Origin of the sequence: Streptomyces sp. NPDC006309 (assembly GCF_040613095.1) — a bacterium.
Classification (GTDB): domain Bacteria; phylum Actinomycetota; class Actinomycetes; order Streptomycetales; family Streptomycetaceae; genus Streptomyces.
Genome location: NZ_JBEXRO010000003.1, coordinates 250,268 through 263,332, shown reverse-complemented (window position 1 = coordinate 263,332; position 13,065 = coordinate 250,268). Strand labels below are relative to the sequence as shown.

At 74.3% G+C, this 13,065-nt stretch carries 13 protein-coding genes; 9 read left to right on the top strand and 4 right to left on the bottom strand.

Going from position 1 to position 13,065, the window contains the following annotated elements:
• Positions 1 to 337: 337 nt before the first annotated feature.
• On the bottom strand, positions 338 to 1,003 hold the full coding sequence (locus ABZ117_RS05960; protein WP_356817794.1) for a bifunctional DNA primase/polymerase: 666 nt from the start codon (positions 1,001 to 1,003) through the stop codon (positions 338 to 340).
• Positions 1,004 to 1,270: 267 nt separating this feature from the next.
• Here ABZ117_RS05960 and ABZ117_RS05955 point away from each other — a divergent pair, with 267 nt between their 5' ends.
• A complete protein-coding gene (locus ABZ117_RS05955) occupies positions 1,271 to 2,656 on the top strand; it encodes a transcriptional regulator (protein WP_356817792.1) in 1,386 nt (461 codons plus the stop codon).
• A 201-nt stretch (positions 2,657 to 2,857) separates the two neighbouring features.
• Positions 2,858 to 4,633 carry a hypothetical protein gene (locus ABZ117_RS05950; protein WP_356817790.1) on the top strand — a complete coding sequence of 592 codons (1,776 nt, stop codon included), beginning with the start codon at positions 2,858 to 2,860 and terminating at the stop codon, positions 4,631 to 4,633.
• Positions 4,634 to 4,664: 31 nt separating this feature from the next.
• On the opposite strand, the gene ABZ117_RS05945 is transcribed toward ABZ117_RS05950, so the two are convergent.
• Positions 4,665 to 5,990, bottom strand: coding sequence for an ABC transporter substrate-binding protein (locus ABZ117_RS05945; RefSeq protein ID WP_356817788.1), 1,326 nt, complete (start codon positions 5,988 to 5,990; stop codon positions 4,665 to 4,667).
• A gap of 117 nt (positions 5,991 to 6,107) precedes the next feature.
• Between ABZ117_RS05945 and ABZ117_RS05940 the strand changes: the two genes are divergently transcribed.
• Both ABZ117_RS05940 and purU read left to right on the top strand, forming a co-directional pair.
• The gene (locus tag ABZ117_RS05940) at positions 6,108 to 6,608 is read left to right on the top strand and encodes a hypothetical protein (protein ID WP_356817787.1); all 501 of its coding nucleotides are present in this window, start codon (positions 6,108 to 6,110) and stop codon (positions 6,606 to 6,608) included.
• A gap of 61 nt (positions 6,609 to 6,669) precedes the next feature.
• Positions 6,670 to 7,554, top strand: a complete 885-nt coding sequence (gene purU, locus ABZ117_RS05935) for a formyltetrahydrofolate deformylase (RefSeq protein ID WP_356817785.1) — start codon at positions 6,670 to 6,672, stop codon at positions 7,552 to 7,554.
• A 32-nt stretch (positions 7,555 to 7,586) separates the two neighbouring features.
• Here the strand turns inward: purU and ABZ117_RS05930 are convergent, their stop codons facing one another.
• A complete protein-coding gene (locus ABZ117_RS05930; RefSeq protein ID WP_356817783.1) occupies positions 7,587 to 8,099 on the bottom strand; it encodes an EF-hand domain-containing protein in 513 nt (170 codons plus the stop codon).
• 180 nt (positions 8,100 to 8,279) lie between these two features.
• The gene (locus ABZ117_RS05925; protein WP_356817781.1) at positions 8,280 to 8,654 is read right to left on the bottom strand and encodes an STAS domain-containing protein; all 375 of its coding nucleotides are present in this window, start codon (positions 8,652 to 8,654) and stop codon (positions 8,280 to 8,282) included.
• A 342-nt stretch (positions 8,655 to 8,996) separates the two neighbouring features.
• On the opposite strand from ABZ117_RS05925, the gene ABZ117_RS05920 reads away from it, so the two are divergent.
• The 5 genes from ABZ117_RS05920 to ABZ117_RS05900 all read left to right on the top strand — a co-directional run bounded on the left by ABZ117_RS05920 (position 8,997) and on the right by ABZ117_RS05900 (position 12,679).
• Complete coding sequence (locus ABZ117_RS05920; RefSeq protein WP_356817779.1) at positions 8,997 to 9,554, top strand: sigma-70 family RNA polymerase sigma factor; 558 nt, start codon at positions 8,997 to 8,999, stop codon at positions 9,552 to 9,554.
• Positions 9,551 to 11,098 (top strand): maleylpyruvate isomerase N-terminal domain-containing protein, encoded by a 1,548-nt coding sequence (locus ABZ117_RS05915; protein ID WP_356817777.1) that lies wholly within the window; start codon positions 9,551 to 9,553, stop codon positions 11,096 to 11,098. Before ABZ117_RS05920 ends, ABZ117_RS05915 begins: the two co-directional genes overlap by 4 nt.
• Positions 11,099 to 11,314: 216 nt before the next feature.
• Positions 11,315 to 11,647: a hypothetical protein gene (locus tag ABZ117_RS05910; protein WP_356817775.1), complete on the top strand. Its 333-nt coding sequence runs from the start codon at positions 11,315 to 11,317 to the stop codon at positions 11,645 to 11,647.
• A 402-nt stretch (positions 11,648 to 12,049) separates the two neighbouring features.
• Positions 12,050 to 12,187: a hypothetical protein gene (locus ABZ117_RS05905; protein ID WP_356817773.1), complete on the top strand. Its 138-nt coding sequence runs from the start codon at positions 12,050 to 12,052 to the stop codon at positions 12,185 to 12,187.
• A gap of 18 nt (positions 12,188 to 12,205) precedes the next feature.
• Positions 12,206 to 12,679 carry an ATP-binding protein gene (locus ABZ117_RS05900; RefSeq protein WP_356818155.1) on the top strand — a complete coding sequence of 158 codons (474 nt, stop codon included), beginning with the start codon at positions 12,206 to 12,208 and terminating at the stop codon, positions 12,677 to 12,679.
• Positions 12,680 to 13,065 lie beyond the last annotated feature (386 nt).

Genomic DNA, 13,065 nt, shown 5'->3' with positions numbered 1-13,065 from the left:
TGCGGCTCGGACGGCCTCGCCCGCCGGCTGGGCGGCTCTGGCCGGCCCCGGCTGTCCTGACGCGGCTGGTCCTGGCCGGCCGGGTGGCTGCGACACGGCACGGTTTCGGTGTTCCTGACAGCGCCTGGTCGGGGCGGTTCTGGCGCGGCGGGTGGCTGCGGCTCGGACGGCCTGGCTCTGGCACGGCGCGGCTCTGGCCGGTCCGGCGGCCTGACGCGGCCGGTTCCCGGCCTGCCCGGCGTCCTCGGCGGAGCACGGTCCCGGCCGGCCCGGCGGCCCCGGGCCCCGGGTGCCGCGCCCCCGGTGGGCCCGGGTGCCCCCGCCAGGGGCGCCGGGGCTAGCGGTCCCGGCCGCACGCGTAGGTCAGCGGGGAGATCAGCTCCTCCGCGTCCGGCAGCCAGCGGTTCGCCGGGGTCGGCCGACGGGCCCATTGCACGGCCCCCCGGGAGCCCACCCTGGTGGGCGGCGCGGCCACGTACGCGCCCTCGCCCAGCGCGACCAGATCCAGGGACGACAGCGACCACCCCAGCTTCCGCACCAGGTCCGGCATCTTCGCGCCGGCCCCCGGCAGCACGAAGAAGTGCATCCGCCGGTCGGGGGTCAGCGTGACCGGCCCGAGCGTCAGCTCCATCCGCTCCATCCGGGCGAGGGCCAGGAAGCCCGTGCTCTCCGGAACCGACAGCGTGTCGAACGTCCGTCCCGTCGGCAGCAGGATCGACGCCGTCGGCTGCTGCTGCCACATCCGGCGCACGACGGTCGCGCTGCCGGTCGCCTGGTCGGCCCAGTCGGGGCGCGCGGGGTGCGCCCCCGGCGCGGGGCAGGACAAGTCACGGCACGAGCAGTGCGGCACCCCGTCGACCGCTTCCAGCCAGCTGCCCGGGACCACGTCCCAGTGCCGCTCCTCGGCGTACCGTACGGCGGTCTCCAGTAGCGATTCTCCCCGCTGCTGCGGGACGTGACCGGCAGTCTGAGTGTCCTGGGCGTCCGCGATCGTCTCTTCCACGTTCCTCTCAACTCCCTCACCCACCCGGGGTTACGGCCGCGGCGCGCGCGGGGGAGGAGCACCGGTCCACCGGTCGGGGCGCATGGGTGCACGTGCGGGGGCGCGCGGGAGGAAGCGAGGCGTGGGGTGGGTAGCCAAGGAGGGGGAGGGCAACCGTCGTTACCCCGGCAAACCGCACATGTCGTGCATTGACGGTATGTCAGCTGGGCAGTGATCTTCCCGGCCTGAACTTCACGCTCCAGGGGATCGCAACGCAGGGGGTAGCACATGGCCGCAAGGCCGCTCGTGGCGAGGCAGCCGAACGAACGCCTCCAGACACTCATCCAGGAAGCGGGGTGCTCGAACGCCGGGCTGGCCCGGCGGGTCAACATGTGCGGCGCCGAGCACGGTCTCGACCTGCGCTACGACAAGACGTCCGTGGCCCGCTGGCTGCGCGGCCAGCAGCCGCGGGGCCGGGCGCCGGCGATCATCGCCGAGGCGCTCGGGCGCAAGCTCGGCCGTACGGTCACGATCGACGAGATCGGCATGGCCAACGGCAAGAACCTCGCCTCGGGCGTCGGTCTCCAGTTCTCACCGACGGTACTGGGAGCCATCGAGCAGGTCTGCGAGCTGTGGCGCAGCGACGTGGGGCGCCGGGACTTCCTGTCCGGCTCCTCCGTCGCCGCCTCCGCGCTGGTCGAACCCAGCCGCGACTGGCTGATCTCGGCCCCGGACGCCCAGGTCGCCCGGCAGGCGGGCCCGCGTGTGGGCCAGTCCGACGTCGCCGCCGTACGGGCCATGACCCAGTCGCTGACGGACCTCGACCACCAGTACGGCAGCGGGCACGTGCGCCCGGTCGTCGTGCACTATCTGAACAGCGTCGTCTCCGGACTGCTCGCGGGCTCCTACCGGGAGGCCGTCGGACGGGAACTCTTCGCCGCCGTCGCCCGGCTGACCGAACTGGCCGGGTACATGGCCGTCGACACCGGGCAACCGGGCCTGGCGCAGCGGTACTACATCCAGTCGCTGCGGCTCGCCCAGGCCGCCGGGGACCGCGGGTACGGCGGCTACGTCCTCGCCGCGTCCATGAGCCACCTCGCCGCACAGCTCGGGAACCCCCGGGAGATCGCCCAGTTGGCGCGGGCGGCGCAGGAGGGGACGCGCGGGCAGGTGACCCCGCGCGTGGAGGCGATGTTCCACGGGGCCGAGGCACGCGGGCACGCCCTGCTCGGCGACGCGCGCGCGGCGCAGGCGTCCACCGGCCGGGCGGTCGCGGCGATGGAGCGGGCGGACGGCTTCCGCGACGACGACCCCGTGTGGATCCGGCACTTCGACGAGGCCTACCTCGCCGACGAGCTGGCGCACTGTCACCGTGACCTGGGACAGGCCGAGCAGGCGGCGCGGTACGCCGAGCAGTCGCTGGCCGGGCACCCCGGGTCCCGCGCCCGCCGGCGTGCCATCGGCTATGTGCTGCTGGCCACGGCCCAGGTGCAGCAGCGCGAGATCGAACAGGCCTGTAGCACGGGCATGAAGGCGGTCGAACTGCTGGAAACCCTGCGGTCCAACCGCGGCGCCGAGTATCTGGACGACCTCCAGCAACGGCTGGAGCCGTTCCGGGACGAGGCGGTGGTGCGGGAGTTCGGGGCGCGCCTGGAACTTCCGCAGGCCGCGTGAACACCCGCCCGGCCAGGAGATGAACGGACGGCGAACGGCGGCCGGGCGTGCGCCCGGTGCCGTGGCGGCCGCGTCGCGGGGCGTGGCTGTTACCGCCGTCACAGGAAAGGAGGTTGCATCCTGAGCTGCGTGGCACCCGGCTCGGGGGACCCGGTAGCGTGAGCCGACGATTCACAAGGTCCCCCATTAGTAGGAGTCCCGGTGACGCAGAGTGGACAGGGCGAGGAGCCCTCGGCGCGGCCCGCGCGCGAAGGCATCGTGCTGCCCTCCGACGGAGGCGAGCCCCTGCTGCCGGGCGCGACCGGAACGCCCGCCCCCGCGGCCCCGGCCGACGGCCGGGCATGGGGCGGACCCCGGGGCCCGGAGCAGCACGCACCCCAGCCGGGCCAGGGGCAGCCCCCGGCGGCCCCCCGGTGGGGCACCCCGGACGGTTCCGGCCCGCAGCCCCCGTCCGCCGGGAATCCGGGCCCGCTGCCCCCCGAGGGCGCCCCGGCCCCGTCGTACGGCCAGACCCCGTCCTACGGCGCCCAGCCGCCGTCGTACGGCCCCGGCGGCCAGCCCCCGTCGTACGGCGCCCCGGCCGGCCCGGACGCGCAGTACTACGGCGGCCAGGGCGATCCGGCCGGGCAGGGGGCGCAGCAGTACGGCGGCCAGGGCGACCCGGCCGGGCAGCAGTACGGCGGCCCGCAGAGCGGCGGCTACGGCGTGCCCCAGCAGCCCGCGTACGGCGCACCCGACCCCTACGGGCAGCCCCAGCAGCAGCACTCACAGTCCCAGCAGCACCCCCAGTCCTCGCAGTATCCGCAGCAGTACCAGGCGCAGTCCGCGCCCGGTGCGCCGTTGCCGCCCGCCGTCCCGGGCGCCGGATATCCGGGCGCGGGAACCCCGCTGCCGCCCACGGCGGACGGTGCGACCCAGTACCTCCCGCCGGTGCCCGCCGGCCCCGCCGACGAGGGCGCCACCCAGTACCTCCCGCCCGTCCAGGCGGCCCCCGCGGACCAGGCCGCCACCCAGTACCTCCCGCCGGTGCCGCCCGAGTCGGCCGGTGAGCAGACGCGGTACCTCGGCCACGGGCCCCGGCCGGCGGCGCCCGCGCACTCCGACGCGGAGGCCACGCAGTACATCCCGCCGTACCCCGGCCAGGCCCAGGCCGCCGGCGGGGACCGGCAGCCGCCCGCCGAGTTCGACAACCTCTTCCGCGGCGGCCCGGCGGGCGACGACGGCCCGGCCGGGTCCACCCAGCAGCTCCCGCGCGTGCCCGACGCCCACCCCGGCCCGGCACAGGCCCCGTACCGCCCGGCGCAGCCGTCGTACGGATCCGAGGCGGACGACGGGGGCGGCCGGGGCCGGGGCCGGTCGCGGCTGCCGCTCATCGCCGCCATAGGCATCGGCCTGATCGTGCTCGGCGTGGGCGCCGGCGCGCTGCTGAGCGGCGGGGGCGGCAAGGACGGGGGCACCGACGACAAGACGGCCGCCACCGCGTCCCCCACCACCCAGGGCTCCGCCTCGCCCGCCGTCGACCCCGCCCGGCAGCAGGCGGTCGACCTGGACAAGCTGCTCGCGGACAGCGGCAGCAGCCGTGCCTCGGTGATCCGGTCGGTGACCGACGTCCGGCAGTGCGACAACCTCGACCAGGCCGCCGCCGGCCTGCGGGACGCGGCCAAGCAGCGCGCCGGGCTGGTCACCCGGCTCGGCGAGCTGACCACGGACAAGCTCCATGCCCAGGGTCAGCTGAAGGACGCCCTGACCAGGGCCTGGCAGGCGTCCGCCGCGGCCGACAACCACTACGCGGCGTGGGCCGACCAGGCCAAGAGCCGCAAAATCTGCCACAAGGGCCACGCCCGCACCACGGGTGAGACCCTGGCCGGCAACCGGGAGAGCGGCACCGCCAGCGCGCAGAAGGCGAGGGCGGCGGGGCTGTGGAACACGATCGCGCGGAAGTACGGTCTGACCGAGCGCCAGCCCACCCAGCTGTGACCGGCCGACGGGTCCCGGCCGCCGGGACCCGTCACGGCACGTCCGCGTGCTCCAGGGTCGATGTCATGTCGGTGATCCCGCTGTCGCCGCCGACGCCCTTGCGGGCCGCGACCAGCCTGCCGTCCCGGACGACCTGGAGGGTGACGTCGGCGTTGACCAGCCGCGGGAAGCCGACCGCGGCGAGCCTGCTCTCGTAGGGCCAGCGCAGGGTCGGGGTGAGGCCGCCGGTGGAGACGCGCAGGCCGCCGCCGAGGGTGTGCCGCACGGTGTCGGCGCTCACCTCACCGTCGCCGATCCGCTCCAGGGCGGCCCTGAGGACGGTGTAGGCGATCCAGGTGGTCTGCACACCGGCGTCCGCGGGGTCGATCCGGTTGTCGCCGAAGGCCTCCTCGTTGATCACCTTCTTCATCGGGGCCCACCGCGGGTCGGAGGCGACCGGGTACCAGCCGGTGATGTACGACCCCTCGTACGGCCCGGACGCCCCGCCGGTGGCGTCGATCACGGTCTGGTCGACGCTGCCCAGCACGGTCGCCGTGCGCACCCGCGGGAAGTCGTCGCGGGCCCGCCGGAAGGAGTCCATGAAGGTGTCGGTGCGGTCCCCGAGCGCGGGCACCACACAGCCCTTGCCCGCCGGGTCCCGGGTGGCGTACCGCAGCGCCCGCTCGGCCTGGCCGCCGTACTCGGTGGCGTCCTCCGCGGCCAGCTGGTCGCCGGCGTCCCGGTGTCCGCCCGCCCGCAGCCCCGAGTCGAGCATCGTGGGCAGCTGGTCGCCGGCGATGCTGTCGGGGCGGACCAGGGCGATAGTGCCGCAAGCGTCCGCGAGGGCCTCGCCGAGACCGGCCAGGAGGGCGGGCTGACCGCCGTTGACCGGATAGGACATGGAGCCGGTGAACTCGTCGTTGGTGACGCCGTAGCCGCCGATGTAGGGGATGCCGGCGCCCTCCAGCGGGGCGAGGAAGGAGTCGCCGAACTGGCTGTAGGAGCCGACGACCGCGACCACGTTCTCGTCCACCGCCCGCCGCGCGCACTTCGCCGCGCCCACGGTGTCGTTGTGGTCGTTGCAGGTCAGCACCTGGAGCCTGCGGCCGTGGATGCCGCCGCGCGCGTTGACCCACCGGGCGTAGGCGCGGGCCATCGCCGGCATGCCGGGCTTGTTGGTCGCGTCGGTGTCCTGCGGGGCCCAGGTCATCACCTTGACCGGGGCGTCCCCGGAGCCCCCCGTGGCACCGGGGACGACCCCGCACGCGGCGGTGAGCGATGTGCACAGAGCCACGGCGCCCGCCGCGAGGGCGGTGGCTCTGACAGCACGGGACGGTGCGGGAGGGAAGGTACTGCGGGTGCGTCGCCTGCCGGTCATGCGCACACACGATTCCCTCACACCACTAACCGGGAAGTGACCCACGGTCGACCAAGGGTGACGTCGGGATGAATTACGGGGGCCGGTGGGACCCGCGGCGCGCGGAACGTACGATCGATGACCGTGCAAGGTTCGGAGAACACTTCCCGTCGCGGCCGTCGCTCCTCCACCATGGGCGGCATGCCTCTGAACGACATGCCGTGGTGGCGGTGGCGCAGCAACGTGCGCTCGGCGCTGCACATGCTCTCCGACCCGGTGTTCCAGCGGGACGTCTGGCTGGCCGGCCTGGACGGCTTCGGTGACGTCACCGACGCCGTGTACCGGCTGGTGGAGGACACCTGGCTGGACAACTGGTCCGCGGAGAAATACGTCGGCACCGTCTTCCGCGACTCGCAGGAGGCGGCGCTCGTCGACACCGCCGTGCTGCGGGTGCTGCGGATCATGCACCAGGTCGGGCCGGACGCGCCGGTCACCGCGTACCTGGAGCACGCCGGATGGCCGGAGGCGGTGCGGGCGGCGCGCGACGCGCACGTGCGGATGTCGGTGAGCGACGGGGACGACCCGGAGTCGCCGCCGACGAGCCTGGACGTCCTGCGCATCCGGACCCGCAGCGCGTAGCGCGGGTCCGGCTGGCGGACGGCCGGGGGCGGCGGGCCGCCGGTATGGGACCCTGTGGTGCATGAACGAGCAGTCCGCCTCCTCGGCCGCCGCGCCGGCCGACCAGTACGTCCTCACGCTCTCCTGCCCGGACAAGCAGGGCATCGTGCACGCGGTGTCCAGCTATCTGTTCATGACGGGCTGCAACATCGAGGACAGCCAGCAGTTCGGCGACCACGACACGGGTCTGTTCTTCATGCGCGTCCACTTCTCGGCCGAGGCGCCGGTGACGGTGGAGAAGCTGCGGGCGAGCTTCGCCGCGATCGGTGACTCCTTCCAGATGGACTGGCAGATCCACCGGGCCGACCAGAAGATGCGGATCCTGCTGATGGTCAGCAAATTCGGGCACTGCCTGAACGACCTGCTGTTCCGTGCGCGGATCGGGGCGCTGCCCGTGGACATCGTCGGCGTGGTGTCGAATCACACCGAGTTCCAGGAACTGGTGGGTTCGTACAACATCCCCTTCCACCACATTCCGGTGACGAAGGAGAACAAGGCGGAGGGCGAGGGCAAGCTGCTCCGGATCGTCCGCGAGGAGAGCGTCGAACTCGTCGTCCTCGCCCGCTACATGCAGGTCCTCTCGGACGACCTCTGCAAGCAGCTCAGCGGGCGGATCATCAACATCCACCACTCCTTCCTGCCGAGCTTCAAGGGCGCGAAGCCCTACCACCAGGCGCACGCGCGGGGCGTGAAGCTGATCGGGGCGACGGCGCACTACGTCACCGCCGACCTCGACGAGGGGCCGATCATCGAGCAGGAGGTCGAGCGGGTCGGGCACGACGTGACGCCGGACCAGCTCGTGGCCGTCGGACGGGACGTGGAGTGCCAGGCGCTGGCGCGGGCCGTCAAGTGGCATGCCGAGCGCAGGATCCTGCTCAACGGCCGGCGGACGGTCGTCTTCGCCTAGGTCGTGAGGACACGGCCCGGGCGCCGCCGCGGTTACTCGGTGACCGTGAAGTAGCGCGCGAACGCCGGTACGATCTCCGCCTCGCCGATCCTGCCGTCGCCGTCGGTGTCGAGGGCGGCGGCGACCTGCCGGGCGACTTCCTCCGGCACGCGCAGGACCCGCAGCACGCGCGTGGTGTCGGCGGTGCCCAGCCGGCCGTCGTCGTCGGCGCCGGCCACGGCGAGGGCCGCGTGCAGGAAGGGGCGGGCGATCTCGGCGAAGCGGCCGGGATTGTCCCGCAGCCGCTTGACCGCCCCGGTGACGAACTCCTCGCGGGTGATGCGCTGGTCGCCGTCCCGGTCGGCGATGCCGGCCATGCCCTGCCAGAACGCCTCCGCGCCGGCGTACAGCGCCTGCCCCCGGTCGGAGCGGGCGGGCACGGTGAACTCGGCGAGCAGGGCCTTGGCCGCCGCGTTGAAGTCCGCGCGGTCGATGGAGCCGTTGCCGTCCTGGTCGAAGGTGGCGAACCGGGCGGCGATCCTGCGCTCGTACTCGGTGCTGACCATGTCTGTTCGGGCCGCCTTACGTGTGGGTCGTCCATGTGGGCCGCGCCTGTCGGTGGGGCCGGCCTGGCAGGGAGCGTACGACGCGGGTGGCCGCCGGGTGGCGGGAAACCGGCAGTTGTGCCAAAACCGGGGGAATTCCGGGACGACGGTGCGGCCGAGTCACCCAGCCGTGCGGGCCGTTCAGGCGGAGAGGGGACCGGCCTCGTCGGTGGTCGCGGTGTCGAGGTCGGGGCGGACGTCGAAGAGGCGGCGGACGCCGAGCGCGCCGAGGACGCGGTTGACGTGCGAGCCGTCCTCCGCGCCGCGGTCGGGCAGGATCAGCCGGAGCCGGCCCTGGCAGGAGCGGATCAGCCGGCGGGACGCGATGAGCACGCCGACCCCGCTGGAGTCGCAGAAGAAGACGTCGGAGAGGTCCACGACCAGGCTGTGGTGTCCCTCGGCGACGACGTCGTGCACCCGCTGGCGCAGCAGCGGGGAGGTCATCAGGTCCAGCTCCCCGGAGACCTGGAGCACGGCCCACTCGCCCTGCTCGACGCCGGTCACGTTGAATGCCACGGCCCTGCCCCTCCGTTCGCCGGATCTCCCGGAACCGCCCGGAACCGGAAGCAGTTCCTACGTTTGCTTCGGGGCGGCTGCCCAGCGGCCGTTCCCTGAAACGCGAAGCGATAAACGGCAGGTGATCGATAAGAGGCTCATTTCGGTCACCATCGATCATGTTCGATCAGAGTCACGCGCGACGGGCGTGAAGGATGTGTGAAGAGGGCACTATCACCTGCGGTGCTCCGGGGGGCGCACATTGACACAAAGGGGCGTGCACTGTCAGACGTGCCGACTACATTCGGGACGGCAGGGACGACAGGCTGGTCGGGCCGGACACGCGCGAGGGGAGGGGACGGCATGGCCGGGAAGGACGTACCACCCCGCTGGGACCGGAAGACGCAGCAGCGGCTCGCCCGCGGTGAGGCCGCGGCCCTCGGCGAGCTGTACGACCGGTTCGCCTCCCTCGTGCACGGCCTCGCCCACCGCGTCCTCGGCACCGAGGAGGCCGCCGACGCCGTCACCCGCGAGGTCTTCGCCCACGTCTGGGAACACCCCGAGACCTACGACCCCGGACAGGGGCCCCTGCGCACCTGGATCGCCGGCCTCACCCACCGGGCCGCCGTCCGGCGGCTGCGCGACCGGGAGGAACGGGAGCGGTCGCGGCCCGAGGAACTGGAGAACACCGTCCGCCGTGCCTCGGTCGCCGCCCGCGCCGACTACATCGTCCACTCCATGCCGGCCCCGCTGCGCGCCGCCCTGGACCTCGCCTACTCCCGGCGCCGCGACTACCGCCAGACCGCGGCCGACCTCGGTGTCACCGAGGAGGAGGCCCGCCGCCGGCTCCGCCTCGGCCTCCAGCTGCTGTCCACCGCCCACGACGCCGGGACACCGCCGGAACACGGAGGTGCGGCGTGAGCGGCGCGGACCGGTCCGAGGCGCACGACGACCGCGCGGCGGGGGAGCGGCACGCGCGCGAGTCCGACGGCGGACAGCCGGACGACGGCACCGGCGCCGCTCCCGGACGCCCGGCCCACGACGGCACGGACGCCGGGGGCGGCGCGGGGAGCACGTCGCCCGGCACCGGCGGTTCCGGGGGCGGTGCGGGGAACACGTCGCCCGGCACCGGCGGTTCCGGGGGCGGTGCGGGGGACGCGCCGCCCGGCGCCGGCGGACCCGGCCCCGCCCGGCAGCCCCGGGTACCCACGCCCCGTGCCTCCGTCGAGGACGGCGGACTCCGGTTGCCCGGCCTCACCGACCCGGCGGACCACGTGCCCGTACCGCCCGGCCTCACCGACCCGGCGGACCGCACCCCCGCGGACCACGACCCCGCCCCGCCCGGTCTGTCGCACGGTGTCCTGAAGTCGCTCCTCGGCGCCTGGGCGCTGGCCGCGTGCTCGGCGGCGGAGACGGCGGCCGTCGAGGAACACCTGGGCGACTGCGGCGGCTGCGCCGACGAGGCCCGCCGGCTGCGCGAGGCGGTCGGCCTGCTGCACCAGCCGGAGAGCCTCGACCTGAACCCCGCACTGCGCACCCGCGTCCTGAAGGGCTGCCTGAGCCGTCGGCCGCCGCGCATCCCGGTGCCCGACTGGGCCGTGCCCTACGACGCCGAGACCGCCCGCCTGGACGCGCTGCTCCAGGACTTCGGCGACGCGGAGTGGCACGCGCCGGTGCGGCTGCGCTGGTTCGACGACGACCGTCCGACGAGCCGCCGTACGACCGTCGCCGGAGTCATCGCGCACCTGCTGTCGGTCGACGGGCTGGTCGCGACGGCGCTCGGCCTGGAGGACCCGCTCCCCGCCGCGCCCGGGCGGGGAGACGGCGCCGCCGGGCCGGCCGGGCGCACGGAGGCGTACTGGCGGGCCTCCCGCTTCCCGCCGACCCGCACGGTGCGCGGGCCCTGGCGGGAGCAGAGCCACAGCCTGGTGCGGACGGTGTCCTTCACGGGCAGCCACGCCGGCGGACTGCCGGTGGCGTACGGCGACTTCGCGCTGCCCCTGCACGACGCGATGCTGGACCGCGCCTTCGAGTGCTGGGTGCACGCCGCGGACATCGCGGAGGCGGTGCACTATCCGTACGAGCCGCCGGCCCCGCACCACCTCCACCGGATGATCGACCTCGCGGCCCGCCTGCTGCCGTCGGTACTCGCCGAACGCCGCCGCGCGGGCCTGTCCGCACCGGGTGACCGGACACCCCACCTGGTCCCGGCCGGCGCCCCCGGACGCAGCCTGCGCCTGGAGATCGAGGGCGCGGGCGGCGGCGAGTGGCTGATCGCGCTCGACTCACCGGCTGCGGTGGGCTCCGCCGACCACGAGGTGGCCCATGTCGCCCTGGACGGCGTGGAGTTCTGCCACCTTGCCGCGGGCCACATCTCCCCCGAGGACGCCGCGGCGGGCCAGCACGGCGACCGCCGGGCGGTCAGGGACGTACTCTTCGCCACGGCAAGCATGAGCCGGATGTGACCGGAAACAAGGGGAGGCACCGTCGTTAGCCGTCCGTCCGTCCGGCGAGCCGTGCCGGCCTGCGCCGCGGTGGCCGCGTCGGTCCTGGCCCTCGCCTCCTGTGGCCAGGGTTCCGGTGGCCAGGGTTCCGGTGGTCACGCCGCCGGTCGGTCCACAGTCTCGCCGCACACCACCACCCCGTCCCGGGCGCCGGGTTCCACGTCGGAGACCGCCCGGATGAAGCAGGCGACGTCCGTGGTGGCGGGCGTTCCCGGAGGTGCGCTCCTGGAGGGCGGCGCGGAGCGTGTCCGGGACGGCATCCATACGCGCCCGGTGCTGGCCGGGGGAAAGACCTACCGGCTCGTCCTGACCTGTCTCGGGCAGGGCGGTGCCCGGCTGACCGTCGGTGCCGCGACCACGGGTTCCGCGACCGCGGGCGCCGGCGTGGCGGTCCCCTGCGACCGGTCCGTGGTGCAGCGGCGGATCGGCGGTGACGGCCCGGTCCGGGTGGACGTCGACGGCGTAAAGGGCGCCACGGGCGTTCTCGCCTGGCGGATCAACACCCTCTGACCGCCCCGGCCGGGGTGGGCAGAGGCTGGGGCGAGCCGGAAGCTTTGGCCTTGGATGTCGCGGATCGTGGCGCTTCGGCATCACAGAGCGTTGATACCGGGTTGTGTCCATACCGCGACTTGTCACGGCCTGGAGTCGGGCGTCCGCTCCGGTACCTTGTGTGGGATGCGAGTGGCTACGCGGACGAGCCGGGCCGGTGATGCCCCTGGGGTGATGCCGGGCCGTGCGGTGCGCGCCGCTGCTGGCGGGGCGGCCGGCCCTTCGGCCGCCGCCTGTTCGACTCCCCGTCACGAGCGTCGCACAGTATGCCTCACGCGTACTCCTTCGCGCGGGAATATGCCCGAAGCGCTTGTTGGGGTGACTGTACGTCAACCATGCTGTCTCGCAAGGGGGTCACACAACGTGACCCTTGCTCTGGCCGTTGTCCTGGCCATGCAGAAAATGGCTACGATCGTGGCCCTCGTCGTGATCGCCGCCGCGGCTGACGCCGTGACGCGCGGCCGGCGCGGGGTCATGTGTCCGCCGGTTCGGATGGTGTGAGCGGTGCAGGTGCTTCAAGTGCAGCTGGAGATCCGGCCCGACCCCGCGGAGGTGGGACGGGCCAGGAAGTGGGCCCGCTCGCGGCTCGCCGGGTCGGGGATAACGGCCGACGAACCGCTGGCCGAGACCCTGATCCTGCTCGTCTCCGAGCTGGTGACCAACGCCGTGGTGCACACCGGCCGTCCGGCCGTGCTGCGCCTGTGCCTGCCCGGCCCGGTGGCCGGGAGGACCGCGTCGGCCACGGTGCGGGTGGAGGTGGCCGACACCAGTTCCCGCGCACCTGTGCCCCGTTGCGTCGGCGGCGACGCCACCGGTGGCCGCGGCCTGGCCCTCGTGGACTGCCTCGCCGACCGCTGGGGCTGGAGCCCCGACGGTGCCGGGAAGAGCATCTGGTGCGAGCTGGACCGCTGTTCCAAGCCCCGGGACAGCGCGGCGATGGCGTACGGGGGCGCACTGTCCGCGTACGACGGCTTCGCGTTCGAGGCGGTGTAGTCCACCTGCGCGGTGGTGCGCCGGTGGTGCATCCGTGCGCGGGGTCGGCGCACAAGGCGCGGACGGCCCACGGCCGCACCGGCGTTGACGTCCGCCGGCTCTCTGACCAGGCTGGTGGTCGTCGATTCGCCGCGAGGGGACGGCGAGGGCCCGGGTGACGGCGGCCCTCGTCGAGCGTGGGTCGCATCGGAGGGCGGCGCGCGCGGGACGCGTGGGGGGCGCGCCGCCAACCGCACCCCGCCGCCCGCGTCCCGCCGCCGGTCTCGCCAACTACGTCCCGGCGACCGCGCCCCGCCAGACCGCGTCCCGCCGCCCGGTCTCACCAACTACGTCCCGCCAGACCGCGTCCCGCCCGCCCGCGTCCCGCCGCCCGGTTTCGCCAACTA